This is a genomic window from Achromobacter sp. FW305-C-28 (assembly GCF_058783235.1).
On record NZ_JBYSYL010000002.1, the window covers coordinates 831350 to 857755 of the forward strand.

Below are 26406 nucleotides of genomic sequence, written 5' to 3' on the forward strand. Positions count from 1 at the left end.
CCTTCAGGGATGCATGGCCATGGCGGGCGGCACGACCTGGTAGTCGAGCTGCGCCCAGGTCATGGATACGTCGCGTTGCAGCGCCAGCACCTGCAGACGGGCGTCCAGCCGGGCACGCCGGGTGACGTAGACGTCGGCCAACGTGCCGGTGGCGCCCTGGTAGGCGGCCAGGGCCAACTGGGCGGCCCGGTCCGCCGCCGGCAGCAGGGTGTGGTTGAGGTTGTCGATACGCTGCCTGCCGCTGGCCAGGTTTTCGGCCAGCGCCCGGGTTTGTGCCAGCACGCGCCGCTCGGCGTCCAGCGAGGCATAGCGCGCCTGGTTACCCAGTTCGGCCTTCTGGGCCACGTCCCGGTCTTCCACGTTGGCGTGGTTGAACGTCAGGGGGATGCTGACGCCCAGCGATACGTAGCGTGAATCGCGACTGCCTTGCAGGTACGAGACGTTCCAGGTCCAGTTGGGTGCGCGGTTGCGGTCGGCCAGCGCGGTATCGGTGTCGGCGACCTTGATGGCATGGGCGGCATCGATCAACGCGGGTTGCACCTGGCGCAATTGATCCAGGGTGAACGATTCCACGGCGGATCGCGGCGCAGGCGGGTCCCCGGAAACGTCCGTGATCGGGCTTGCCGTCCAGCGAGACAGGCGGATCAAGGACGTGCGCCATTGCTGCTCGGCCGCCAGCAATTGGTCCTGCGCCTGGGCGAGCAGGGCCTGCGCCCGGGCGGCGTCGGTGGCACCGGACCGGCCGCCGCGCAACGTGGCATTGGCCCCGGTCGCCTCGCGGCGTATCTGGTCGACCCAGTCGCGTTGCAGCGCCAGGGTCTTCTTGGCGTAGGCCGCGTCCAGCCAGGCCTGGGCGGTCTGCTGGCGCACGCTGGCCCACTGCGCCAGGTAGGCCGTCTTTTCGTGGTCGGTCATGGCTTGGGCCAAGGCGGACTGCAAGCGTCGCTTTTCACCCGATACCCATTCCTGCTCGACGCCGACGCGGCGCATGCTGAGCATGTCCTGGGTGGCGGTGTAGCGGTCGGGGCCGTTGATCGGCAGGTTGTCGATGCCGGCGGTCAGCATCGGGTTGGGCAGTTGCCCGGCCTTCACGGCCGCTTGCGAACTGGCATTGACCGAGGCTTGGGCGGCCTCGATGGCCGGGGATTCAACGGTCGCAAGGCGCACCGCCTCGTCGAGCGTGACACCGGAGCTTTGGCCGTAGGCAAGCCCATGGCCGAGGATCAGGCTGGCCAACCATCCGGTCAGGCGCAGGCCGCCGCGCCGCGCATGCGGCGAGGAAAATATCGAAAGCATCTTTCGACTCCATGGAGAAGCGCTGCGCCAACGCGCAGGCACGCGTCCGACAAGCGGACGACATCACCCCGTGATGGGGCGTCTGGGAACGATGGAGTTAATTGACGCGGGGAGGCCGCCAGAAATCATCCAGGCGCTGGACGATCAGGGGCTGGGCGTAGTGGAACCTCACGGGGCTGGCGAGTCCGACGTGGCGGTAGGCGGCGGGCGCCGGGGTGGGGTGGTACAGGCTACCCAATTGGCATTGGGTGGTCATCTTGCAGGCGGAATGGCCGTGGCCGTCGGAGTGGGACGGGGCCTGGAGTGAAGCCTGGGAGGGGGCCTGGGCCATCGTGGCGCAATCGGGCATGTCGGCCATCGGGGCGCAGTCGGGACCGTCCGCCATCGCGGCCGGCATCGGCATGGCGTAGGCGCCCGCCAGCCCGCTGGCTGCCATCCCGGTCAGTGGCAGCATCAGGCACAGCAACACGACGAAAAGCCGACGCAGGAAATCCATGCGCGCCAGTATATCGGTTCCCACATGGGAAGGTTGAGGCCTTTTCGAAGGACTATGCGTTTCCCGCATACCGCCAATGGCGTCCATCTATTGGACAGCGCCTGACGCCAAGGCCTATCTTTCGTCTCCAAGAGGTGGCCGATGCCGCCCATAGAACAAGCGCCAGCAAAACGGTGCAGGAGACAGCATGGATCACGACCGCAAGCCCATCCGCAGCGGCATGGGCCGCAGCACGCCCGACCGCATTTTCGTCCAGGGGTTCGACCTGGTCGAGGACGTCATCGGCACCCTGAACCTGGGGGACATGGCGTACCTGGAAATGACCGGCCGGCTGCCCGACAGCCGCCAGTCGCGTGTGTTCAACGCCATTCTGGTGACGCTGGTCGAACATGGCATGACGCCCATGGCGATCGTGTCGCGGCTGGTCTACCTGGGCGCGCCGGAATCGTTGCAGGCGGCGGTGGCGGCAGGGCTGTGCGGCATGGGCACGACGTTCGCCGGCACCGCCGAAGGCGCCGCGCGCATGCTGCACGACGCCTGGGAAGCGCCTGGTGACCAGGATGCGGACACGCTGGCCCGCCGGATCGTGGCGGATTTTCGCGCCCGCGGGCAGTCCATTCCCGGCCTGGGCCACAACCTGCACAAGCCGCAAGATCCGCGCACCGCGCGGCTGTTCACGATCGCCGAACAGGAAGGCCATGCCGGCCGCTATGTCGAACTGATGCTGGCAATCGGCACCCATGCCCAGGCGGGGCTGAGCAAGCCGTTGCCCATCAATGCCACGGGCGCCATCGGCGCGCTGTGCTGTGAACTGGGCATTTCCTGGAAAGCCGCGCGCGGCATCGCGGTGATCGGGCGGGCGGTGGGGCTGGTGGGGCACCTGGCGGAAGAGCAGGGCAACCCCATCGCGCGCGAGATCTGGCAGCGCACCGAAGCCGAGGCCAGCCGCCAGGACGACCCCATTGCCGGCAACGGCCACCGGGAGGCGCCATGACCCTCAGGAAACATGCGGCCGTGTTGGCAGCCGCTTGCGGCATGTTGCTGGGCGCCCAGGCGGCAAGCGCGGCCTGGCCGGAAAAGCCCATCCGTTTCATCGTGCCTTATCCGCCGGGCGGCGGCACCGACATCGTGGCGCGGGCCGTGGGCAAGCGGCTGTCGGAAAGCCTGGGCCAGCCCGTCATCGTCGAGAACCGGCCCGGGGCCAGCACCATCATCGGCACGGACGCCGTGGCGCGGGCCGAGCCCGACGGCTACACCATCGGGCTGGTCACCGATTCGCATGTGCTCAATCCGCTGTTCTACCCGCAGCGCCAGCCCTATGACACGCACAAGGACTTCGCGCCCGTCGGCCAACTGGTGTCGGTGCCGTTCATCCTGGTGGCCAATCCCAAGACGGGCTGGACCAGCGTCAAGCAGTTGCTGGATGCCGCGCGGGCACGGCCAGGCAAGATCACCTATGCGTCGATCGGCAATGGCACGCCGCATTACCTGGCGATGGAATTGACCCGCGCGATGGCCGGCGTCGACCTGGTGCATGTGCCGTACAAGGGCGTGGCGCCGGCGCTGGCCGATCTGCTGGGCGGCCAGGTGGACGTGATGTACACCGGCATGTCCACGGGCCTGCCGCAGGTGCGCAATGGCCGGCTGACGGCGCTGGCGGTGTCCGGGCCGAAGCGTTCGCCGATTGCGCCCGACATTCCCACGGTGGCCGAGTCGGGCCTGCCGAATTTCGCCTTCATGACCTGGTACGGGGTGGTGGCGCCGGCCGCCACGCCGCCCGAGCGGGTGCAACGCCTGAGCGCCGAGCTGCGCCGGGCGATGCAGGACCCGGCGCTGCGCGAACAGCTGGATCAATTGGGCGTCGAGGCGGCGCCGTCCGACCCCGCGGCGTTCGCACGCTTCATGGACGACGAGTCGGCCAGGTACGAACAGATCATCAAACTGACGGGCGCAAAGGGCGAATAGTGGAACTGACTGAAGAGCAGCGGCTCATCCGCGACACGGTAGGTGCGTTGGCGCAGGCGCGGTTCGCGCCGGCCGCGGCCAGCGCCGACAAGGAATACCGGCCGCCGATCGAGAACCTGAAGGTGCTGGCCGAGCATGGCTACACGGGTGTGTTCCTGCCCGAAACCTACGGCGGCGCCGGCCTGGGCTTGCTGGAAACGGTGCTGATCGTCGAGCAACTGGCGCGTTCCTGCGCCAACACCGCGATGCTGTTTTCATGCACCGACGGCGCCACCCCGCGCGCCATCCTGCACATCGGGTCCGACGACATCCGGCGCCGTTACCTGCCGGCCTTTGCCCGGGCGGAACGCTACGCGGCCTGGAGCATGTCGGAAGCGAATGCCGGGTCGGACGTGGGCAACGTGCAGACCCGCGCGGTCTTGCGCGGCGACCACTATGTGGTCAATGGCAGCAAGCTGTGGTGCAGCGGCGCCCAGGTGGCCGACGTCTTCCTGGTGCTGGTGCGCCTGTCGGACGAACCCGGCATGAAAGGGGTAGGGGCCTTGCTGGTCGAGCGCGGCGCGCCGGGTTTTTCGGTGGGGCGGCACCTGGACCTGCTGGGCCTGCGCGGCACGGGCATGGCCGAGCTGGTGTTTCAGGACTGCCCGGTGCCGGCCGGCAATCTGTTGCTGCCGCCGGGCCGGATGAAGGATCTGCTGCAGGTGTTCGACGCCGACCGCATCATCGGCAACCCGCCCATTTGCCTGGGCCTGGCGCACGCCGCACTGGCGCAGGCGGCGCAGCACCTGAAAGACCGGGTGCAGTTCGGCCGGCCGCTGGCCGACAACCAGGGCCTGCAATGGAAGCTGGCCGACATGGCGATCGACCTGGAGGCGGCGCGGGCGCTGGTGTACGCGGCGGCCGCCAGCCTGGACCGCGGCCAGCATTCGGTCGCGCAGGTGTCCATCGCCAAGACCTGTGCCAATGAGATGGCGGTACGGGTCACCAACCAGGCCATGCAGCTGGCCGGGGCCTTCGGCCTGTCCGAAGAGTATCCGTTCGAACGCTACTTCCGCGATGCGCGCGGCATGTCCATCGGCTACGGCACGACCGAGATCCATCGCAATGTGATCGCGCGCGAAATACTGAAAGGCAATTACCTGGCCTGACGCCAACGAGGATTCCATGCATTCCCGATACGAACCTATCGCAGCCGGCGACGGCCGCACGTTTTCCGCCTACGTGGCCGAACCGGCGCACGCCAACGGCCATGCGGTGATCATTCTTCAGGAAATCTTCGGCGTGACCGACACGATCCGCGCGCTGGCGGACCGCTACGCCGCCGAGGGCTATCTGGCGCTGGCGCCCGACCTGTTCTGGCGCCTGGAACCTGGCGTGGAACTGCCGCACGACAAGGCCGGCGTGGCCAAGGCCTTCGAATACCTGGAACGGTTCGACGAAGACACCGGCATCGACGATATCGGCCGCACCGTGGCGCAGGTGCGCGCCAGGCCGGCCTTCGCGGGCAAGGTGGCGGTGCTGGGGCTGTGCCTGGGCGGCAAGCTGGCGTATCGGGCGGCGGCCACGCTGGACATCGATGCCGCCGTGACGTTCTACGGCGTCGGGGTGGAGGCGCATCTGGACGAAGCCGACCGGCTGGCCTGCCCGCTGATGCTGCACTATGGCGGCCGCGACCGCTACGCGCCGCCCGCCGCCGTGGACCAGATCGAAGCCGCGCTGCCGCCCGCGCCGCTGGCCGTGCTGCACCGCTATCCCGAGGCCGATCATGGCTTCTACACGCGTGGCGGGGGCATGGACGCCGACATTGCGCACGAACGCACGCAGCGTTTCCTGCAACAGGCGCTGGGAGCCGCATCATGAGCGTGCTGCGCGGCCTGCGGGTCCTGGACCTGGGCAATTTCATTACGGCGCCGCTGGCCGGCATGTTGCTGGGCGAGCTGGGCGCCGATGTCATCAAGATCGAACGGCCGGGCACGGGCGACCCGTTTCGCGCGTTCAAGGGCGGCCTGTACAGCACGCAGTTCCAGGCGCACAACCGCAACAAGCGCAGCCTGTCGCTGGACTACACCCGGCCAGAAGGGCTGGCCGTGCTGGACCGGCTGGTGGCGCAGGCCGACGCCATCATCCTGAACATGCGTCCCGGCGTCGAAGACAAGCTGGGGCTGGGTGCCGAGCGCCTGCAGGCGCTGAACCCGCGCCTGGTGGTGTGTTCGATCACGGGCTTCGGCGCCAGCGGGCCGTACGCGTCGCGGCCGGCCTACGACAACGTGGGGCAGGCGGCGTCGGGCTGGCTATCCATGTTTCATGCCGGCGCGGACCCCAAGGTGGCCGGCCCGGCGGTGTCGGACGCGGTGGCCGGCCTGTATGCCGCGCTGGGCGTGCTGGGCGCGCTGGTCGAACGCGCGCAGACCGGACGCGGGCGCAAGGTGGAAGTCAGCATGCTCGAGGCCATGATCGCCATGGCCTGTGAACCGCTGGCCGCGATGATGGCAACCGGGCAGGCACCCTCGCTGTACGGCCGGGCAGCCATGTCGCAATCGTACGTGGTGACCTGCCGCGACCAGCGCCGCATCGGCCTGCACCTGTCGTCGCCCGAAAAATTCTGGCGTGGTCTCGCGGCCGCCATCGAACGGCCCGATCTGCTGGCGGCGTATCCCACGCGCGCCGAACGGGTCGAACGTTACCCGGCGCTGGCCGCGACCCTGGCCGAGGTGTTTGCCGGGCAAGACCGCGATTACTGGGAACCGCGGCTGGAACGCCACGACGTGCCGTTCATGCCCGAGCGCCGGCTGGACGAACTGGCGGACGACCCGCAGGTGCAGCACCAGGGCGTGTTCTACGAGCAGGTTCATCCGCGCCACGGCGCCTTGCGCGCGGCGCATCGGCCGGTGCGCTACGACGGCGACAACCGCAGCGATTTCCGGCCACCGCCGGACCTGGGCGAACACACCGCCGAGGTCCTGCGCGAGGCGGGCTTGTCGGCGCAGGACCTGGACATTCTGCAGCAGGCCGGGGTGGTCTGACCCGCAACCAAGAGAGGCTTTCATGTTCACTCGAATGCAATGCGCGCGCGGCCTGGCCGCGCTGGCGCTGGGGTTTCCTTGCGCGCTCGCTTTGGCGGCGTGGCCCGACAAGCCGGTGCGGCTGGTGGTCTCGTCGGGTGCGGGCGGCACGGCCGACATCCTGGCGCGGGCCCTGGCCGAGAAGCTGACGACATCGCTGGGCCAGGCCTTTGTCGTGGAAAACAAGCCTGGCGCCGGCGGCCACCTGGGCGCATCGCAGGTGGCGCGGTCGCGAGCGGATGGCTATGTGTTCCTGGTCAGCGGCAGCCCGACGCATTCAGTCGGGCCGCACCTGTACAAGAACCTGACCTACGACCCCATGCGCGACGTGCCGCCGGTGGCCATGGTGGCCGTGGCGCCCAACCTGCTGGTGGTGGGGCCTGACGTGCCGGCCAAGTCCGTGGCGGACCTGGTGGCCCTGGCCCGGCAAAAGCCCGATGAGCTGACCTATTCGTCCGCCGGCCGAGGCACGTCGGGCCATCTGGCGGGCGCCATGCTGGCCAGCCTGGCGCATATCAAGATCAAGCACGTGCCCTACAACGCCGGGCCGGAGGCCGTGACGGCGGTCATGGCGGGCAACGTGTCCATGACGTTCTTCACGCTGCCCGGGGTGCTGCCCCAGGTGCAGGCGGGCAAGCTGCGGGCGCTGGCGGTCACCTCGCGCTCGCGGACCCCGCTGGCGCCGTCGGTGCCGACGGTGGCCGAGGCGGGCTATCCCGATTTCGAAGCGCTGGCCTGGTACGGGCTGTTCGCCCCCAAGGACACCCCGCCCGACGTGGTGGCGCGGTTGAGCGCCGAGATCGGCCGCATCGTGCAGCAGCCCGACATGCGGGCACGGCTGACCCAGCTGGGCACCGAACCGCACTACCTGGACGCCGAGCAGGTGAAGGCGTTCGTGGCGGTGGAATCGCCCAGGTGGAAGGCCTTGATCGATACCTTTGGCGCGGAGCAGGACTGATGAATCGCCATTTTCCCGACGCCGAACCCATCACCGGCTGGCGCGTCTTCGTGCGCCGCCTGGCCTATGAACGCGCGGTGCACTGGAGCGACCTGACCGAGACGGCGGCCACGTTCGTGGTGCTGCGCATCGAAACGGCCTCGGGCTGCGCGGGCGCGGCCGAAGTGGCGGTCAAACCGACCTGGGTGGGCGCCACGGCCGCCAGCCTGGTCTGCGTGCTGGCCGAGATGTTCGAACCGCTGGTGCGCGGCCACAACCTGTCCGATCCGCGCCAGCTGCGCACCGTGCTGGACGCCATTCCTGGCAACCAGCCGGCCAAGACGCTGATCGACAACGCCTGCTGGGACTGGCTGGGTGCCCGTACCGGCATGCCGCTGTGGCGCCGGATGCAGGGGCGGGCGCAGGTGCCCGTGTCGTGGGCGGTGACCCGGCAGCCGCCCGCCGCGATGGCGCGCGAGGCGGCCGACATGGTCGCGCGCCACGGCTTTCGCACGCTGAAAATCAAGGGCGGGCAGGGGATGGCGCTGGACCTGGCCTGCCTGGACGCCGTGCGGCAGGCGGTGGGCGATGGCGTCGCCCTGTACGTGGATGCCAACGGCGCGTATCCGGCGGCCGACGCCGCGGGGTACGCCACCGCCCTGAGCCGGGCCGGCGCGGTGATGGTCGAAGACCCTTGCGCTTTCGTACCAGACCAGGGCTTCACGGCCTTGCAGCAATCGGTGAATGTGCCGCTGCTGGTCGACTTCGGCATGACCGGGGTGCGCGATGCGCATTTGTTCCTGGAACGGGGCGCCCGGGCCTTGAGCCTCAAGCCGGGGAGGTTCGGCCTGTCGGACGCGCTGCACATGCGGCAACTGGCGCAGGCCGCGAACGCCACGGCGGTGGCTGGACTGATGGGCGAAAGCGCGCTGGGCACCTGGGCGGGCCTGCAGTTCGCCGCCGCCTTGCCGCCCGCGACCGTGCCGGCCGAATTGACCTGGTTCCTGGCGATGCGCGAACAGATGCTGGCCGACGTGCCTGTCGTGGTGCAAGGCGCGATCGCCATGCCCGATTGGCCGTCCGTGTGCGAACGCATCGACTGGCCGGCGATGGCCGATGCCGAGGTGACGCGATGAATCCGGTGCCATTCCTGGAACTGACCGTGGGGTCCACCTACACCAGCACCGCCCGCACGCTGACACAGGCCGACCTGTCTCTGTCGTGCATGTTGACGGGTGACTGGCATCCGATTCACGCCGATGCCGATTATTGCCGCGAACACGGCATCGAAGGCCCGATGTTCCACGGGCCCTACGGCATCCTGCTGGCGATGGGCATGTCGACCCGCCTGCCGGAATTCGCCGAGCCGGTGATCGGCGCCCTGGGCCTGCGCGACTGGCGCTACCGGCGTCCCCTGGTGGCCGGCGACACCGTGCGGGTGCGCACGTCCATCAGCGCCGCGCGGGTGGTGTCCGGTGGCGGGCGCGCCGTCGTCGAGCGGCATTTCGCGCTGCTGGATTCCCAGTCGCGCATCGTTCAAGAGGGCTACGGCAGCACGCTGCTGCGCCTGGCCAACGGAGAAGACACACCATGATTCTGGGCGACATCATCGAGCGCAACGCGCGCTGCTATCGCGACCATCCGGCCTTTCTGTTCCAGGGCCGCCGCATCACCCATGGCGAATTCGCCGAACGCGTGCGGCGCCTGTGCAATGCCCTGATCGCGCGAGGGCTGCAACGCGGCAGCCGCATCGCCATCCTGGCGCAGAACTGCCCCGAATACCTGGAGCTTTATGCCGCGGCGGGCATGGGCGGCTTCATCGCCGTGGGCATCAATTACCGGCTGGGCGTGGCCGACCAGGCCGCCATTCTGCGCGACTGCGAACCCGCACTGCTGGTTTATGAGCCCGAGTATGCCGAGACCGTGGCGGCCTTGCGCCCCGCGCTGCCGGTGCAGGCCCAGGTGCTGTGCCTGGGGGCCGGGCAGGGGAGTGACGCTGGCCAAGGCGCCGACCGCTACGAAGCCGCCCTGGCCGCCGCCAGCACGCAGCCGCCGCCCTGGCGGGCCGAGGCCGACGACACCCTGCTGCTGATCTACACCAGCGGCACCACGGGCGTGCCCAAGGGCGTCATGCTGGCCAACGGCGCGCAGGTCGAGCAAGCCCGCATGCTGGCGCTGACCCATGCCAGCGGGCAGGACGACCGCATGCTGATCGTGATGCCGCTGTATCACATCGGCGGCACCACGGAACTGCTCAGCTACCTGATCGGCGGCGCGACCATCGTGCTGCATCGCCGCTTCGACGCCCGCGACATCCTCGCCAGCATCGCGGCCCACCGGGTGACGGCGGCGCATTTCGCGCCCGTCATGATCCAGGCGCTGGTCGATGCGCAGTCCGAGTCGCCCGTCGACGTGTCCAGCCTGCGGGTGGTCTGCTATGCGTCGGCGCCCATGTCGGTAGCCTTGTCGCGGCTGGCGCGCGCGACCTTTGGGCCGATCTTCATGCAGACCTATGGCATGACCGAACACGGCCCGGGCACCGTGCTGCAGAAGCACCAGCACCTGCCCGACGGCTCAACCGCCGAGGCGGCGCGCATGGCGTCGGCCGGCCAGCCGATCCTGGGCGTGGACCTGCGCATCGTCGATGACGCCGGCGCCGTGCTGGCCGACGGCCAAGTGGGCGAGATTCAGATGCGTTCGGCCGCGATCATGCAGGGTTATTGGCGCAAACCCCGCGAAACGGCCGCGGCGCTGGTCGATGGCTGGATGAAGACAGGCGACGTCGGCTATGTCGATCCGGATGGCTACCTGTTCATCGTCGACCGCAAGAAAGACATGATCATCTCGGGCGGCGAAAACATCTATTCCCGCGAGGTCGAAGAGACGCTGATGCGGCATCCGGCCGTGCGCGAGGCCGCCGTCATCGGCGTGCCCGACGAGAAATGGGGCGAATCGGTCAAGGCCTTCGTGGTGCGCCAGCCGGGCGCCGACGTCGACGAAGCCGGCCTCATCCAGCATTGCCGCGACCACATCGCCAGCTACAAGAAGCCGCGCAGCGTCGAATTCGTGGACGCGTTGCCGCGCATGGTCAGCACCAGCAAAGTGGACAAGAAAGCCTTGCGGGCTCCGTACTGGGACCGCGCCGGCAGACAGGTGGCCTGACGGCCATCCCGAAAAGACCAACGAGGAGACAGACATGGGCAGCTACTGGATGTGGGCGGCGGGCATGGCCGCTTTGGCGCTGAGCGCGGGGCAGGCGGCACAGGCGGCGCCGGGCGAGGCGTTTCCGACGAAGATGGTGCGCATCGTGGTGCCGTTCACGGCCGGCGGGCTGGCCGACGTACTGGCCCGCGGCCTGGCGCAGGAATTGGGCGTACGCTGGTCGCAGCCCGTCATCATCGAGAACCGGCCGGGCGCCAACACGATCATTGCAGCGGAATACGTGGCGCGCTCGCAGCCGGATGGCTACACCTTGCTGATGGCCAACGACCCGACGCTGTCGTCCAACCAGTACCTGTACCGCAAGCTGCCCTACGACCCGGTCAAGAGCTTCACGCCGGTGGCGGGGGTGGCGCAGACCCGCGAAATCCTGCTGGTCGCCAAGGACTTTCCCGTTCAAAGCGTGGCCGACCTGGTGGCCCAGGCCAAGGCCCGGCCCGGCCACGTGACCTACGGATCCTATGGCCAGGGCAGCAAGGCCCACCTGGACGCCGCGGCGTTTTCCGCCCAGGCGGGCATCGAACTGAACCATGTGCCCTACAAGGGCGTGGCCGACGTGATGACGGCGCTGGCGGGCGGGCAGATCAACCTGGCCATGGTGGGCGTGCCGCCGTCCATTCCCATGGTCAAGGGCGGCAAGGTGCGCCTGTTGGCCGTCGCCGCGCCGCAGCGGATCGCGGCGTTTCCCGATACGCCCACGTTCGCCGAGCTGGGCTTTCCCCAGATGGTGTCGCAGTCTTGGTTCGGCCTGGTCGCGCCCGCGGGCACGCCGCCGGCCGTGGTGGCCGACATCGCGGCGGCCGTGCGCCAGGTGATCGCCCAGCCCGCGTTCCAGGAAAAGACCATCACCAGTGTGGGGCTGGAGCCGCTGGACCTGGGGCCGGACGCGTTTGCGCGCTTTCTGGAACGCGACCGCCAGGAATACGAACACGTCATTCACGGCCTGAACGTCAAGCTGGACTAGGGACGCGACTTTCATTGATACCCAGGCCCAACCCCCCGGGAGGCCCCATGGATTTCGAACTGCCATCCGAATTGCGCCAGCTGCGCGATTCCACCCGCCGTTTCGTCGCCGAAGCGCTGATGCCGCTGGAGGCCCGCTACGCCAACGAGCCCGACATTCCCGATGACGTGCGCCGCGGCTTGCAGGACCAGGCCAAGGCGCTGGGGTTCTGGGCCTTCGACCTGCCCGAATCCGTGGGCGGCGGCGGCATCGGCGCCGTGGGCCGGTGCGTGGTGTTCGAAGAACTGGCCCGCTGCAACGTGCCCGCCTTCCGGGCGCCGACCGTTTTCACGCCTTACCTTGGCCCGGTGCTGTTCCACGGCGACGCCCATCAGCAGGCGCAGTACCTGATGCCGGTCGTTCGCGGCGACATGCGCACCTGCTTTGCGCTGACCGAGGCCGAAGCCGGCTCGGACCCCGCCGGCATGAAAACCACTGCCGTGGCCGACGGCGGCGATTTCGTCATCAACGGCGCCAAGATCTTCATCACCGGCGCCGACAAGGCCGATTTCGTGCAGCTGTTTGCCCGCACGCGGGCCGATGGCAAAGACCTGGGCGTGTCGTGTTTTCTGGTCGACCGGGGCACGCCGGGCATGCGGCTGGGCCAGTCATTCGACCTGATGTCGCCCGACAAGCCCTGGGAACTGCTGTTCGAGAACGTGCGCGTTCCGGCCAGCCAGGTCGTCGGCGGCGTCGGCCAGGGCTGGCAACTGGCCCGGGAATTCCTGGACGCCGGCCGCCTGTCCCATGGCCCCAAGGCCATCGGCCGCGCCCAGCGTGCGCTGGATCTGGCCATCGCCTACGCCAATACCCGCCACACCTTTGGCCAGCCGCTGGCCCAGCGCCAGGCGATCCAATGGATGATCGCGGATTCCACCGTCGAACTGCATGCCGCGCGCACGCTGGTCCATCACGCGGCCTGGAAGGCCGAGCAGGGCTTGAACTATCATCTCGAAGCGTCCGCCGTGAAGCTCTTTGCCGACGACATGCTGGTCAGGGTGGTGGATCGGGCGATCCAGATCCACGGCGGCGTGGGCCTGTCGCGCGAACTGCCGCTGGAACTGATGTTTCGCGACGCACGCAGCCGGACCATCACCGAAGGCTCGTCCGAAATGCAGCGCACCATCATTGCGACGGGCGTGCTGTCCGGGCGGGAAAGGGTGGACCGCTTCGATACCTGACCCCTCCGACCCGCCCGCGGCGCGGCCGGCCACCGCGTGACGGACATTGCGATGAATATCGAGAACATCGACCTGAACCTGCTGGTGGCCTTCGACGCCATGATGCAAGAGCGCAATGTGACCCGGGCCGGTTTGCGCATCGGCCTGACGCAGCCGTCGATGAGCCACGCGCTGGTCCGCCTGCGGCAGCTGTGCGGCGACCCCCTGTTCGTGCGGGTGAAGAGCGGCATGGAACCCACGCCCTTTGCCCATCGCATCGCGCCCAGCGTGCGGGCCGGGCTGGCCGTGTTGCAGGCCGGGCTGCAGAATGCCGTGCCGTTCGACCCGGCGCAGTCCGGCCGTACCTTCGAGGTGCTGCTCAGCGACCTGGGCGAAGTCGTGTTCCTGCCGCGCCTGATGCAGCATCTGAAGGCGGTGGCGCCCGGCGTCAGCCTGCGCATCCGGCAACTGCCGCGCGAAAGCTATCGCGAAGCGCTGGAAGCCGAAGACGCCGACCTGGCCATCGGCTTTCTGCCGGCCTTGACCGCCGGCTTCTATCAGCAACGCCTGTTCGGCGATCACTACGTCTGCCTGATGCGCGCCGGCCATCCCCGCATCGGCCAACGGCTGGACATCGAGCAATTCGCCGCCGAATCCCACGTGATGATCGAACCGGCGGGGTCGCGCTACCGCCGCGCCTCGCCGCAATCGTCCACCACCACGCTGATCGAGCAGTACCTGGAAAAGCAGGGCCTGCGCCGCCACATCGCGCTGCGCGTGCCGCATTTCACGGTGGTGCCGGAAATCATCGAAACCAGCGACCTCTTGGCCGTGCTGCCCGGCACGGTGGCGCGCATCATGGCGCCGCAACGGCGCATCAAGATCCTGCCGCTGCCGCTGGAAAACCCACCCGGCTTCGAGGTCAAGCAGTTCTGGCACGAACGCAGCCACCAGGACGAAGGCACGCGCTGGCTGCGCGGCGTCATCGCCGACCTGTTCATGGAAGACCGCTCGCCGGTGCTGCCGTCGGCCGACTGATTCCGGCCATCTGCGCTGCGGGGCCGCGGCGCAAACCCCTTCATTACATTGCCTCCGGACGTGTGAACGACCCGGGAAATCCCTGACGCTGCCCGCGTTGCCGTAATTGCCAGCGCCCCGCTAGAATATTTTTATGAAGTATGTAGGTATTGCCTAACAATACCTTAACGATTCTAGCCGGAAGGAAGTCATGCAAGCAGCGCAATACGCCGACCTGGATGGGTTGGCGCTGGCAGAGATGCTGGCCAACAAGGAAGTGAGTTCGGCGCAGTTGATGGAATGCGCCCTGCAATTGGCAGAGGAACGCGGCGCGCCCTTGCGCGCGCTGGTGCATCTGCGGCCCGACCAGGCCCGCGTAGCGGCTGCCCATTGGCAGGCGCGGGGGCCGTTTGGCGGCATTCCCTTTCTGCTGAAGGATTCGGGCCTGGCCAGCCGGCGGTTTCCGTCCAACCTGGGCTCGCGCCTGTTTGCCGATATCGAATACGCCTACGACGCGACGCTGGCCGAGCGCTTCGACGCCGCCGGCTTGATTCCCTTTGGCCGCAGCACGGTATCCGAGCTGTGCATGGGGCCGTCCACCGAATCCAGTGTGCACGGCGGCCCCACGATCAACCCGCGCGCCAACGACCGTTCGACGGGCGGTTCCAGTGGCGGCGCCGCGGCAGCCGTGGCGGCCGGCATCGTGCCCGTGGCCCATGGCAGCGACGGCGGCGGTTCGATCCGCATTCCGGCCGCCTGCAACGGCGTCTTCGGCCTGAAGCCCAGCCGCGGCCGCGTGCCCATGGGGCCGGCGCGTGGCGAGGGCTGGGGCGGTATGGCCTGCGATGGCGTCATCACGCGCAGCGTGCGCGATACCGCCGCGGCGCTGGACGCGATCAGCGGCTATGCCTCGGGTGCGCCCTATGCCGCGCCGCCCCGTCCGGGTTCGTATCTGGATGCGGTGCGCGAGCAGGGGGCAGGGCGCTTGCGCATTGCCGTCTGGCGGGACGCCTTCAACGGCATTCCCATCGCCGATTCCTGCCGCCAGGCGCTGGAAGCCACCGCGCGGTTGTGCCGCGAACTGGGCCACGAGGTAGTCGACGGCCCGCTGCCCGATTTTGATTACGGCGCCTTCGTGCGCGCCCATGGCACGGTGCTGGCCACCAACATCGTGCTGGCGGTGGACGCGCGGCTGGCCGTGCTGGGCCGCGCCTTGCGCGATGACGACCTGGAACCCGTGATCCGCGACGGCCTGGACATCGGCCGGGGCATCGCCGCCACGCAATACGTGGATGCCATCCAGCGTTTCCATGCCATCGGCCGGGCCTTGAGCCAGGCGATGCAGGGGGTGGACCTGGTGCTGACGCCGACCCTCACGCAGTTGCCGGCGCGGCTGGGCGAACTGGCGCTGACGGGCGGCTTCTGGGCGTTTCGCGAAAAGGTCTCGCGCTACGCCACCTTCCTGGCCTTCGTCAATGCGTCGGGGCGGCCGGCGGCCAGCCTGCCGGTGGCGGCCACGGCAGACGGCGTGCCGCTGGCCTGCCAGCTGATCGGGCATTTCGGCCGCGAAGACCAGATTCTGCGGCTGGCGGCCCAGATCGAGCGGGCCGCGCCCTGGCCGGCGCATGCCGTGACGTTGCCTGGCCGTTGATTCAACGGCGGCTGATTGGATGGCGGCTGGCGCAGCCGCCGTCGCGCCCAGCCGTTCGCGCAGTTCACCATCATCAAGGGGAAAACAATGAAACGATTCTTGCGCGCCTGCGCGGCCCTGGCCCTGGCCTGCGGCATGGCCCATGCCCAGGCGCAGACCCAGAGCCACACCCAGACCACGGCGAAATTCGTCATGCATGCGCCGCTGCGCGTGCTGGACCCGGTGCTGACGACCGCCTATGTCACCCGCAACCACGGCTATCTCGTCTACGACACGCTGTTCTCGATGGACGCCTCGGGTCATCCGCAGCCACAGATGGTGGACACCTGGACCGTGTCGCCAGACAAGCTGACCTACACCTTCACGCTGCGCCCCGGGCTGATCTTCCATGACGGCAGCCCGGTCAAGGCCGAAGACGTGGTGGCGTCCCTCAAGCGCTGGCAGGCGGGCGACCCGACCATCGGCAACCGCCTCGCCCAGTCCACGGCGTCGCTGGCAGCCCAGGGCAATGACACCGTGGTGCTGACGCTGAAAGCCCCGTATGGCCTGGTGCTGGATTCGCTGGCCAAGGAAGGCTCGCCGGTGCCGTTCATCATGCCCAGGCGCATCGCCGACACGCCCGCCACGCAGGCCATCACCGAGGTGGTCGGCTCGGGCCCGTACAAGTTCGTGCAGGCCGATTTCCAGGCGGGCGTGAAGGCCACCTACCTCAAGTTCGACGGCTACGTGCCGCGTAAAGAGAAGGCCAGCGCCTTTGCCGGCGGCAAGGTGGCGCGCATCGACCGGCTGGAACTGGTCAACATTCCCGATAGCCAGACGGCCGTCAATGCGCTGCAACGCGGCGAGATCGACTTCGTGGAAGACGTGCCACCGGACCTGATGCCGCAATTGAAGGACGCCAAGGGCATCACGCTCAAATCGTACGGCAAGAATTCCAACATGTTCACGCTGCGCATGAACTGGCTGCAGCCGCCGTTCGACAATGTGAAAGTGCGCCGCGCCGCCCTGGCCGCCCTGTACGAGACCGATTACCTGGACGCCCAGATCGGGGACCCGGACGTCTATCAGGTCTGCGGCGCCGTGCTGACCTGCGTATCGCCCTATGCATCGGAAGAGGGCGCCACGCAGATCCACAAGCCGGATCTGGCCCGGGCGCGCCAGCTGCTCAAGGAAAGCGGCTATGCGGGGCAGAAGGTCGTGATTCTGCATCCGACCGACCTGCCGATCTTCGCCAACATCGCGCCGGTCACCGCGCAGGCCCTGCGCAGCATCGGCATGAATGTCGAAGTGCAGTCCATGGACTGGGCCACGCTGCTCAGCCGCCGCACCAAGAAAGAGCCGGTGGAGCAGGGCGGCTGGAGCATCTTCCATTCCAATCTTTCCAGCCTGGACCTGACCTCGCCGGTGGGCAATCCCAACCTGGATGCGCGGCCCGGCGCCAGCTATCCCGGCTGGAGCGTCGACGCCGACATGGAAAAGCTGCGCGACCAGTATGCCGGCGCGCAGAGCGAGGACGACAAGCGCGCGATTGCCGCCGCCATCCAGCGCCGCAGCTATGAACAGGTGACCTTCGTGCCCCTGGGCGGCTATTCCAAGTTCAAGGGCTACGACGCCAAGTTCGCCGACCTGGTGGACGCGCCGATTCCCCTGTTCTGGACCTCGCCCAAGTAAGGGCAGGGGAGCGCATCATGCTGAATCTCGTTTTCAAGCGCCTCGCGGCTGCCATCCCGGTGATGCTGGTGGTGGCGACCGTGGTCTTTCTGTTGCTGCGCCTGGCGCCGGGCGACCCGGCGCGCATCATCGCCGGCGACATGGCCAGCGAAGACACCGTGGCGCAGATCCGCGCCGACATGGGGCTGGACAAGCCGCTGGCCACGCAATATGTGCTGGCCATGGGCGCGCTGCTACAAGGCGACCTGGGCGTGTCCATCATTTCGAAAGACCCGGTGTCGTCCCTGATCGGGCAGCGGCTGGGGCCGACGCTGGCCCTGGCGCTGTGCGCCATCCTGGTGACGGTGCTGGCGGCCATTCCGCTGGGGGTGTTCTCGGCCTGGTGGCACAAGCGGCTGCTGGACCGCATCACGCTGGCGGTGACCGTGCTGGCCTTTTCCGTGCCGGCCTTCGTGGTGGGCTACCTGCTGATCCTGGTGTTCTCGGTCAAGCTCAACTGGCTGCCGGTGCAGGGGTATGCGGGTCTGGCGGCCGGCTTTGGCACCTTTCTGTATCACATGGTGCTGCCCACCGTCACGCTGGCGACGGTGTTCGTGGCGCTGATCACCCGCATCACGCGCGGCAGCATGCTGGAAGTGCTGGGCGAAGACTTCGTGCGTACCGCCCGGGCCAAGGGCGTGCCCGAACGCTACGTGCTGTACCGCCACGCGCTGCGCAACGCCGCCGTGCCCATCGTCACCGTGATCGGCCTGGCGCTCACCACGCTGATCAGCGGCGTGGTCGTCACCGAGACCATCTTCAACATTCCCGGGGTGGGCCGCCTGATCGTCGATGCCGTGCTGGCGCGCGACTATCCCGTGGTGCAGGGGACGATTCTGTTCTTCTCCTTCGTCTACGTATTCATCAACCTGGTGATCGACATGCTGTATGTGGTGCTCGATCCGCGCATCCGCTACTGAGGACGCCATGACCCCTCTCGTCCTGCCCCGCGCGCGCGGCTTCTGGCCCACCCTGGCGCGCGACCCCATGATGCTGTGCGGCCTGGCGCTGCTGCTGGCCCTGGTGGCCCTGGCCATGCTGGCGCCGTGGATCACCTGGCATGACCCGGCCGCCCTGGCGCCGCGCCTGCGCCTCAAACCCATCAGCGAGGGCTATTGGCTGGGCACCGATTCCCTGGGCCGCGACCTGTTTTCGCGCGTGCTCTATGGCGGGCGCCTGTCCATCACGCTGGCCGCCCTGGTGGCCGTGATTTCCGTCTGTGCGGGCCTGGCGCTGGGCATCCTGGCGGGCTATTTCCGCCGCCTGGACGGCTTCATCATGCGCATCATCGACGGCATCATGGCCATTCCCGGCCTGCTGCTGGCCATTGCCATGGTGGCCTTGGGCGGCGCATCGATCCCGACCATGGTGATCGCCATCTCCATTCCCGAGATCCCGCGCGTGGCCCGCCTGGTGCGCAGCGTGGTGCTGTCGGTACGCGAAGAGCCGTATGTCGAGGCCTCGCTGGGCATGGGCACGCGTACCGTGCGCGTGCTGTGGCGCCACGTGCTGCCCAGCACCATCAACCCGCTGGTGGTGCAGGCCACGTTCATCTGCGCCTCGGCCATCCTGATCGAAGCCGTGCTGGGCTTTCTGGGGCTGGGCTTTCCGCCCGAGATTCCCAGCCTGGGCAGCATCATTTCCGAAGGCCGCGCCTTTTTCCAGCGCGCGCCCTGGATCGTGCTGTTTCCCGGCGCTTATCTGGCGCTGTTGATCCTGTCCATCAATCTTTTCGGCGACGCGCTGCGCGACCGTCTGGATCCGCGCATGGCGCGCAAACGCAACGGTTGAACCTCCATGTCTCATCCTGTACTTGAAGTCCGCGATCTCAGCGTGCGCCTGCCGGGCGCCGGCGACCGCCGCCATGCCGCCCAGGGCATCAGCCTGACCGTGCACCCGCGCGAGATCGTCTGCATCGTGGGCGAATCCGGCTCGGGCAAATCGGTGACCGCCAGCGCGGTCATGGGCCTGCTGCCGCGCAACGTGCTGACGCGCGAAAGCGGCCAGATCCTGTTGTCCGGCCAGGACATCACCCAGGCCTCGCCCGCCGAGCTGCGGGCGCTGCGCGGCAACCGCATGGCCATGATCTTCCAGGAACCCATGACGGCGCTCAATCCGCTGATGCGGGTGGGCCGGCAGATCGCCGAGATCTTCCAGTTCCATGCGCCGCAGCTGGGCGCGCGCGAGGTGCAGGCGCGGGTGCTGCGCCTGCTGGCCGACATGCGGCTGCCGTCGCCCGAGACCCTGCAGCACGCCTATCCGCACCAGCTGTCGGGCGGCCAGCGCCAGCGCGTGATGATATCCATGGCACTGGCGCTGGAGCCTGCACTGATCATCGCCGACGAACCCACCACGGCCCTGGACGTGACCTCGCAGGCCCAGGTGCTGCGCCTGTTGCACGGGCTGCGCGAGCGGCATGACACCGGCATTCTCTTCATCACCCATGATTTCGACGTGGTGGCCGAGATTGCCGACCGCGTCATCGTCATGCAGCAGGGGCAGATCGTCGAGACCGGCACGGCGCAAGAGGTGCTGGCGCAGCCGCGCCACCCCTATACCCGCAAGCTGATCGACGCCGTGCCCAAGGGCGAATTCGGCGCCCGGCGGGCGCCGCCCGCGAATGACCCGGTGATTTCGGTCGAACACCTGCAGATGCGCTTTGTGACCGGCGGCCTGTTCCGTTCGCACCACCGCGAGGTGCATGCCCTGAACGACGTGAGCCTGTCGCTGGCGCGCGGCGAGACGCTGGGCGTGGTGGGCGAGTCCGGCTCGGGCAAGACCACGCTGGGCCGCTGCCTGGCGCATTTCGCCGCGCCCACGGGCGGGCGCATCGTGATGAACGGCCAGGACGTCTCGCGCCTGTCGCGCACCCAGTGGCGCCAGTGGTGCAAGCGCATCCAGATGGTGTTCCAGGACCCGTACCGCTCGTTCAACCCCCGCCGCACCATTGCCCAGACCCTGGCCGAAGGCCCCATGAACTATGGCGAATCGCCGGCCCGCGTGGCCGAGCGCATGCGCGAGATGCTGGATCTGGTCAGCATGGATGCCAGCGCCTTGCAGCGCTACCCGCACGAGTTCTCGGGCGGCCAGCGCCAGCGCATCTCGATTGCCCGGGCGCTGATGATGGAACCCGAGGTGCTGATCGCCGATGAGGCCGTGTCGGCCCTGGATGTCTCGGTGCAGGCGCAGATCCTGGACCTGCTCGAGGCCATCCGCGAACGCCTGAACCTGAGCATGATCTTCATCACCCACGACCTGCGCGTGGCCGCGCGCCTGTGCCATCGCATCGCCGTCATGCAGCGCGGCAAGGTCATGGAGATCGGCCCGGCCGAACAGATTTTCCGCCACCCGTCCAGCGACTACACCCGCGAGCTGCTGGCCGCCATTCCCGGCAAGGACGGCCTGGGCAGCCGCCAGGCCGGCATTGTTCTGAAAGAGGCTTGCGCATGACCCGCGTTGCATTGTTGTCCCGTTCGGCCAACCTGGCCTATTTCCAGCCGCTGCTGCAGGCGCGCGATGACGGCCTTGAGGTGGCTGTGTGGCCCGACCCGGCCTGCCTGCAGGCCGAGGTGGCCGTGTGCTGGAACCCGCCGGCCGGCGTCTATGCCGACATGCCCCGGCTGCGCCTGATCCACAGCATTGCCGCCGGGGTGGACAACCTGCTGGCCGGGCAGGACACCCGCGGCCTGCCGGTCTGCCGCGTGGTGGACCCGCAGCTGGCCCGGGGCATGCTGCAGTACGTGCTGTGGTCGGTGCTGCACTTTCACCGCAAGCTGGACCTGGCGCTGGCCAACCAGGCCCGCGCGCACTGGCAGCGCGGCGTGCAGGTGGCGGCGGGCGACTTCCGCGTGGGCGTCATGGGCCTGGGCGAGCTGGGCGGCGCCATCGCCGCCTTCCTGCCCAGCCTGGGCTATGACGTGCACGGCTGGTCGCGCAGCCCGCGCGAGATGGCCGGCATCACCGTGCATGCCGGCCAGGCGGCTTTCGACGGCTTCCTGGCCCAGTGCGACGTGCTGATCTGCCTGCTGCCGCTGACCGATGCCACGCGCGGCATTCTCAATGCCCGGACTTTCGCCGCGCTGCCCCCGAGCGCCGCCGTGGTCAATTGCGGCCGGGGAGAGCATCTGGTGCCCGCGGACCTGATCGCGGCCCTGCAATCCGGCCACCTGCGCGGCGCGGTGCTGGACGTGTTCGCGCACGAGCCGCTGCCGCCCGACGACCCGCTCTGGCGCACGCCCGGGGTGGTCGTCACCCCGCACATGGCCACCATGCCCACCGCGGCCACCGTGGCCGAGCAGGTCGTGGCCAATATCCACCGGCTGCGCCACGGGGCGACGCTGGCCAATACCGTAGACACCTCGCGCGGCTACTGACAGCGCGCTTTTCAATGAGACCCTGATGATGAGCCTGCAACACGATTCCCTGCCTTACCTGGATGATCCCGCCTTCACGCTGCCCACCGGGGCGCCCGCGCCCGTCGATCCGCAGATCGCCGAGTTCATGCGCCTGATGGCCAAGGACGCGGCGCAGTATCCGCGCCGCGACACCCTGCCCATCGAAGAAGGACGGGCCAATGCCGAGAAAGTACGCCTGCCGTGGGCCCAGGGCGGCCCGCAAATGGCCCGCACGGTCAATACCGAAGTGGCCACGCGCCACGGCACCGTGCGGGTGCGCATCCACTATCCCGCCGAACGCCGGCTGCCGGGCGCCTTCATGTACATCCATGGCGGCGGCTTCGTGCTGTTTTCGATCGACACGCACGACCGCGTGATGCGTGAATACGCCGAGCGCGCCGGCATCGTGGTGATCGGCATCGACTACACCCGCGCGCCCGAAGCCAAGTTCCCGCAGCCCCTGGAAGAATGCGTGGACGTGCTGCGCTGGATCGCCGCGCAGGCCCAGGAATTGTCCATCGATGCGGACCAGCTCTTCATCGGCGGCGATTCGGCGGGCGCCAACCTGTCGATGGGCACGGCGCTGACGCTGCGGGACGAAGGGCAGGGCGGTCTGATCAAGGGCATCGTGCTCAATTACGGCGGCTTCAGCAGCAACCTGTTCCGCAATTCGGTGGTGCGCTATGGCGCGGGCGACTACGGCCTGTCGCTGCACATGATGATCTGGTTCCGCGGCCTGCACATCCGCCACGGCAAGGATTTCTTCGATCCGCGCGTGGACATCATGCGCGCCGACCTGCGCCAGCTGCCGCCGGTGTGGATGGTGGTCACCGAATGCGATCCGCTGCACGACGACAGCATCGAGCTCGAACGCCTGCTCAAGGCGGCCGGCGTGGACGTCAGCGCCAAGGTCTATCGCGGCACGGTGCACAGCTTTCTGGAAGCGGTGTCGATCTCGGACGCGGCCGTGCAGGCGTTCGAGGACACGGCGGCCTGGCTGCATGGCGAACGCGGCACCCATTCGGCCTGAACCGGAGACTGGCATGGCCTACACCGAATCGACCGAACAGCAGATGCGCGAGGAACTGGCCGCGCTGTACCGCCTGGTCGCCCATTTCCGCATGACCGACCTGATCGACACGCACATCAGCGCGCGGGTGCCGGGCACGGACAACCATTTCCTGATCAATCGCTACGGCGTGCTGTTCCACGAGATGCGGCCCGAAGACCTGGTGAAGATCGACCTGGACGGCAACCCCGTCGATCCGGGCGACGAAGAGCAGCAGCGCGTGAACAGCGCCGGCTTCACCATTCATTCGGCCGTGCACGCCGCGCGCCATGACCTGGCCTGCGTGGTCCACACCCATACCGCCGACGGCATCGCCGTGGCCTGCCAGGAAGACGGCCTGCTGCCGATCACCCAGCATGCGCTGCGCTTCTATCAGCGCCTGGGCTATCACGACTACCAGGGCATCGCGCTGGATCTGGACGAGCGCGCCAGCCTGGTAGAGGACCTGGGGCCGCACAAGGCCATGATCCTGCGCAACCACGGCCTGCTGGCCGCTGGCGGCACCGTGGCCGAGGCCTTCGTCAATATCTATTTCCTGGAACGCGCCTGCCAGGCGCAGATCAAGGCCCAGTCGGCCGGCGCGCGCCTGACCTTTCCGTCGCCCGCCGTTTGCGAGCGCACGGCCGGCCAGTTCGAGCGGCCTACCGCGCCCCAGTATTGCCAGCGCGTCTGGACGGCCGCCAAGCGCCTGCTCGACGAGGAGGCCGCGCGATGAAAGACGCCCATCTTCCGACCATGGACCTGGCCCTGCGCAGCATCGGCATGACGGTCGACGTGCAATCCATGGACTGGGCCACGCTCTTGAGCCGGCGCAGCAAGGACGCGCCGGTGGAGCAGGGGGCTGGAGCATTTTCCATTCCAGCCTGACCAGCATGGACCTGATCAATCCCATCGTGATTCCGCTCATGGACCCCGGCTATCCCGGCTGGGCCAAGGACGACGAGGTCGAAAAGCTGCGCGCCGAGTTCGAAAGCGGGCAGTGATCGATGGCGGGCTGCCCGTCGTCCGCGGGTGACCGGCGGGCGGCGGGCCTGGCGGAATGGCCGGTCAGGCCAGCCCGACCTTGCCGCTGAGCGCGCGCGCTGCCGTCTGCAACAAGGGCGCGTAGCGACGCGCGAAGTCTTCAGGGGTGTCCCATTCCGAAGTCAGGCCGGCAATCTGGATGGTCGCCACCGGCCGGTGGCGGTTGTCCAGAATGGCGGTGGCCACGTTCAGCTCGCCCAGCAGGCTTTCTTCCACGGCGGTGGCGTAGCCGTCTTCGCGGGCGCGGTGCACCAGCGCCCGGATGCGGTCCGGATCGTTATTGGTCTTGGGCGTGGACGGAATGTTGTCCATCGGCATCAGGGCCGAACGCGCCAGGATGTCTTCGACTTCGTCGTCGGGCAGATTGGCCATGATCGAGCGCCCGCCGGCCGTCTGCACCAGCGGCAATTCGCGGCCGGCCAGTGTGCTGCTGAAGGTTTGCCGCTTGGTCTGGCGGCGCAGCGCAAAGATGATGTACAGGTCGGAAATCAGGCTCAGTTCGACCCGTTCATGGGTTTCGCGCTGCATTTCGGCGATCAGCGGCGTGGCGCGTTCCAGCAGCGGCACGCTGCGCATGTAGTCGAAACTGCGCTGCAGGATCTTCTTGCCGGGCGTGTAACCTTTGCCGCCTGGGCCGCGTTCCAGGTAGCCCAGCTGGACAAGGGTGTGCGTCATGCGCTGGGTGGTGCTGCGGTCAAAGCCCGTGATTTCCATGAGCTCGTTCATGCTCAGGGTCGACGGGTGATGCGCAAAGGCTTCGAGCAATTCGAAGCCCTTGGCCAGGGACTGGACGAAGAGGGGATCAGGGCGGGTCATGGGATCGGGGTCAGCTGTGTCGAAGTATTGTATGGCGATGCTTCAATAGCTGAAAGCGATACTTGAACAGTCGCGCCTTATACCCAGAAGTGGAATCCAGCAATGGCGCGGCCGATGGCTGCCCTTAGCCTGTCGCTATATCTTTATACGGTGGACGCCGGACAATTCTGTGGGAATTGAGGCCGGTAAATTCAGCACAGGGTGCCCGCAGCATGGTGGAGTATGTGGTTTGAAGGCCTTTCGTTTCTGGACCGGGAGCGAGGCATGGCTGACATTCTCATCCAGTGGGCGCGGCACCTCCGGCTCGCCCGGCGTTTCCCGACTAGGTGTGGCTGTGCCGCGCCGCCGGGGCCATGCAGCACGTTCCATTCAGAGGCATTGGGCCGGTCGCGTTCAGCCCCAGATCGACTGTAGTTTATTTACCAAGCGACTCATGCTGCAAAAAAGAAAAGGGCGCTCTCGATTGAGAGCGCCCTCTATAGGTGAGGCGTTACTCCGTTCGCTACTAGACCCGCGGCTACTGCTGACGACACACTCAACACTGCTTTGGACACTGCAAACATAACTGCTTCAAATGTATGACTAACCATAGGGGCACCTCCGCTCAAGTAATTAAGAACTGTTAATAAAATCGATGGGTCAGCAAGAAATACTGCTGCCATCAAACAGACCAAACACGTGAACGCGGACCTTAGCAGCGGCGGATTCGAACCGCCCGCACCTCCGAAGTCGGTACAGGTGATAATGTAACAGACGGATTAAGTTTTGTCAAGTTAAATCAACTCGGGATCGCGTCGGTATGATACAGAACGCTAAAAATATGGACGCCATACATGAAACGCCCGCACAGGGCTTACTGGGTGCTGCGGCCCGTTGATTGCTGGACCTTCCGCTGCAGGCTCTCATCAAATTCACGTTGCCGCTGCTCGGCTTCGCGATCCTTGCGGTATTCCTCAGCGGCATAGGGCGGGCGGTACATGGGGTCGTCGTGAATCGATATGTCCAAGCAGGCCAAGATCGCCCAAAGCACCCTTAGTGCGGTCAGCATCAAAAAGCGCCCAGCCGACTCCAGATATCGGGGGGCTTGATGAGGATGCGCGAAAGCACTATTTAACAAAGAAGGCGGCTGTGACCCTCTATCTTTTTGGTGCAACCGCGAAGCAAATCAAGGAGGAAACAGGATTTGGGGCGAGATACGCTTACAAGCTCGTTCGAGAGCGTTGCTTGCAGGTTCATCGAGACGGGAGAGTATATGGTTGGCGCGCACTGCTTTCCAATCTAACGATTAAAAAAATACGCGCACCAAACCAATAAAAATTTATAGCTTTCGCGGTGGAGGGGCAGGTGCCTTGACTCTATTGCTGGGTTGCGAACCCGCTCTGAATGAAGCGTTTACATCGTTTATTTTGGCTGGTGGATCAAATAGAGCCTTAGTTGAAATCAGGCGCACCCCTAAGCGATTCGGTAATCCCCCACAAAAGCGATGATGTGGATTCAGATGTTCATTGCTATTGACCTCCTCCCCCGAAGTGGACAGTCTCAGGTTGGAGAAACCGGCAGGGTTTGGTCGGTAAAAAACTGACGCGCA

The 26406-nt window shown here is 67.3% G+C and carries 25 protein-coding genes; 21 read left to right on the forward strand and 4 right to left on the reverse strand.

What is annotated here, in order from left to right:
* Nucleotides 1–3: 3 nt before the first annotated feature.
* Both AC3WMR_RS08695 and AC3WMR_RS08700 read right to left on the reverse strand, forming a co-directional pair.
* Nucleotides 4–1296, reverse strand: a complete 1293-nt coding sequence (locus AC3WMR_RS08695) for a TolC family protein (protein WP_492263618.1) — start codon at nt 1294–1296, stop codon at nt 4–6.
* Nucleotides 1297–1393: 97 nt separating this feature from the next.
* Nucleotides 1394–1792: a hypothetical protein gene (locus AC3WMR_RS08700; protein ID WP_492263619.1), complete on the reverse strand. Its 399-nt coding sequence runs from the start codon at nt 1790–1792 to the stop codon at nt 1394–1396.
* A gap of 187 nt (nt 1793–1979) precedes the next feature.
* Between AC3WMR_RS08700 and AC3WMR_RS08705 the strand changes: the two genes are divergently transcribed.
* From AC3WMR_RS08705 to AC3WMR_RS08805, 21 genes are all read left to right on the forward strand, one after another.
* Complete coding sequence (locus AC3WMR_RS08705; protein ID WP_492263620.1) at nt 1980–2786, forward strand: citryl-CoA lyase; 807 nt, start codon at nt 1980–1982, stop codon at nt 2784–2786.
* Complete coding sequence (locus AC3WMR_RS08710; protein ID WP_492263621.1) at nt 2783–3757, forward strand: Bug family tripartite tricarboxylate transporter substrate binding protein; 975 nt, start codon at nt 2783–2785, stop codon at nt 3755–3757. Before AC3WMR_RS08705 ends, AC3WMR_RS08710 begins: the two co-directional genes overlap by 4 nt.
* The gene (locus tag AC3WMR_RS08715) at nt 3757–4905 is read left to right on the forward strand and encodes an acyl-CoA dehydrogenase family protein (protein WP_492263622.1); all 1149 of its coding nucleotides are present in this window, start codon (nt 3757–3759) and stop codon (nt 4903–4905) included. Before AC3WMR_RS08710 ends, AC3WMR_RS08715 begins: the two co-directional genes overlap by 1 nt.
* Nucleotides 4906–4921: 16 nt before the next feature.
* Entirely contained in the window at nt 4922–5617 is a 696-nt protein-coding gene (locus AC3WMR_RS08720) for a dienelactone hydrolase family protein (RefSeq protein ID WP_492263623.1), read from the forward strand.
* A complete protein-coding gene (locus AC3WMR_RS08725; RefSeq protein WP_492263624.1) occupies nt 5614–6780 on the forward strand; it encodes a CaiB/BaiF CoA transferase family protein in 1167 nt (388 codons plus the stop codon). The genes AC3WMR_RS08720 and AC3WMR_RS08725 overlap by 4 nt, the downstream gene beginning before the upstream one ends.
* 22 nt (nt 6781–6802) lie before the next feature.
* Complete coding sequence (locus AC3WMR_RS08730) at nt 6803–7777, forward strand: Bug family tripartite tricarboxylate transporter substrate binding protein (protein ID WP_492263625.1); 975 nt, start codon at nt 6803–6805, stop codon at nt 7775–7777.
* The gene (locus AC3WMR_RS08735; protein ID WP_492263626.1) at nt 7777–8892 is read left to right on the forward strand and encodes a mandelate racemase/muconate lactonizing enzyme family protein; all 1116 of its coding nucleotides are present in this window, start codon (nt 7777–7779) and stop codon (nt 8890–8892) included. Before AC3WMR_RS08730 ends, AC3WMR_RS08735 begins: the two co-directional genes overlap by 1 nt.
* Nucleotides 8889–9350: a MaoC/PaaZ C-terminal domain-containing protein gene (locus AC3WMR_RS08740; RefSeq protein WP_492263627.1), complete on the forward strand. Its 462-nt coding sequence runs from the start codon at nt 8889–8891 to the stop codon at nt 9348–9350. Before AC3WMR_RS08735 ends, AC3WMR_RS08740 begins: the two co-directional genes overlap by 4 nt.
* Complete coding sequence (locus AC3WMR_RS08745; RefSeq protein WP_492263628.1) at nt 9347–10918, forward strand: long-chain-fatty-acid--CoA ligase; 1572 nt, start codon at nt 9347–9349, stop codon at nt 10916–10918. The genes AC3WMR_RS08740 and AC3WMR_RS08745 overlap by 4 nt, the downstream gene beginning before the upstream one ends.
* A gap of 34 nt (nt 10919–10952) precedes the next feature.
* Nucleotides 10953–11939, forward strand: coding sequence for a Bug family tripartite tricarboxylate transporter substrate binding protein (locus AC3WMR_RS08750; protein ID WP_492263629.1), 987 nt, complete (start codon nt 10953–10955; stop codon nt 11937–11939).
* A gap of 47 nt (nt 11940–11986) precedes the next feature.
* Nucleotides 11987–13159 (forward strand): acyl-CoA dehydrogenase family protein, encoded by a 1173-nt coding sequence (locus AC3WMR_RS08755; protein WP_492263630.1) that lies wholly within the window; start codon nt 11987–11989, stop codon nt 13157–13159.
* A gap of 51 nt (nt 13160–13210) precedes the next feature.
* The gene (locus AC3WMR_RS08760) at nt 13211–14176 is read left to right on the forward strand and encodes a LysR family transcriptional regulator (RefSeq protein ID WP_029954053.1); all 966 of its coding nucleotides are present in this window, start codon (nt 13211–13213) and stop codon (nt 14174–14176) included.
* A gap of 190 nt (nt 14177–14366) precedes the next feature.
* The gene (locus AC3WMR_RS08765; RefSeq protein ID WP_492263631.1) at nt 14367–15806 is read left to right on the forward strand and encodes an amidase; all 1440 of its coding nucleotides are present in this window, start codon (nt 14367–14369) and stop codon (nt 15804–15806) included.
* Nucleotides 15807–15893: 87 nt separating this feature from the next.
* Complete coding sequence (locus AC3WMR_RS08770; RefSeq protein ID WP_492263632.1) at nt 15894–17477, forward strand: ABC transporter substrate-binding protein; 1584 nt, start codon at nt 15894–15896, stop codon at nt 17475–17477.
* A gap of 17 nt (nt 17478–17494) precedes the next feature.
* Nucleotides 17495–18436 (forward strand): ABC transporter permease, encoded by a 942-nt coding sequence (locus AC3WMR_RS08775; protein WP_492263633.1) that lies wholly within the window; start codon nt 17495–17497, stop codon nt 18434–18436.
* A gap of 7 nt (nt 18437–18443) precedes the next feature.
* On the forward strand, nt 18444–19307 hold the full coding sequence (locus AC3WMR_RS08780; protein WP_492263634.1) for an ABC transporter permease: 864 nt from the start codon (nt 18444–18446) through the stop codon (nt 19305–19307).
* A gap of 6 nt (nt 19308–19313) precedes the next feature.
* Nucleotides 19314–20966, forward strand: coding sequence for an ABC transporter ATP-binding protein (locus tag AC3WMR_RS08785; RefSeq protein ID WP_492263635.1), 1653 nt, complete (start codon nt 19314–19316; stop codon nt 20964–20966).
* Nucleotides 20963–21889 carry a 2-hydroxyacid dehydrogenase gene (locus AC3WMR_RS08790; RefSeq protein WP_492263636.1) on the forward strand — a complete coding sequence of 309 codons (927 nt, stop codon included), beginning with the start codon at nt 20963–20965 and terminating at the stop codon, nt 21887–21889. The genes AC3WMR_RS08785 and AC3WMR_RS08790 overlap by 4 nt, the downstream gene beginning before the upstream one ends.
* Nucleotides 21890–21914: 25 nt before the next feature.
* Nucleotides 21915–22940, forward strand: coding sequence for an alpha/beta hydrolase fold domain-containing protein (locus AC3WMR_RS08795; RefSeq protein WP_492263637.1), 1026 nt, complete (start codon nt 21915–21917; stop codon nt 22938–22940).
* 13 nt (nt 22941–22953) lie between these two features.
* Entirely contained in the window at nt 22954–23694 is a 741-nt protein-coding gene (locus tag AC3WMR_RS08800; protein WP_492263638.1) for a class II aldolase/adducin family protein, read from the forward strand.
* Nucleotides 23691–23846, forward strand: coding sequence for a hypothetical protein (locus AC3WMR_RS08805; protein ID WP_492263639.1), 156 nt, complete (start codon nt 23691–23693; stop codon nt 23844–23846). Before AC3WMR_RS08800 ends, AC3WMR_RS08805 begins: the two co-directional genes overlap by 4 nt.
* Nucleotides 23847–24026: 180 nt before the next feature.
* Here AC3WMR_RS08805 and AC3WMR_RS08810 read toward each other — a convergent pair whose 3' ends face one another.
* Together AC3WMR_RS08810 and AC3WMR_RS08815 are read right to left on the reverse strand one after the other, a co-directional pair.
* A complete protein-coding gene (locus AC3WMR_RS08810) occupies nt 24027–24818 on the reverse strand; it encodes an IclR family transcriptional regulator (protein ID WP_492263640.1) in 792 nt (263 codons plus the stop codon).
* 853 nt (nt 24819–25671) lie between these two features.
* Nucleotides 25672–25866: a hypothetical protein gene (locus AC3WMR_RS08815; protein WP_492263641.1), complete on the reverse strand. Its 195-nt coding sequence runs from the start codon at nt 25864–25866 to the stop codon at nt 25672–25674.
* Nucleotides 25867–26406: the final 540 nt, after the last annotated feature.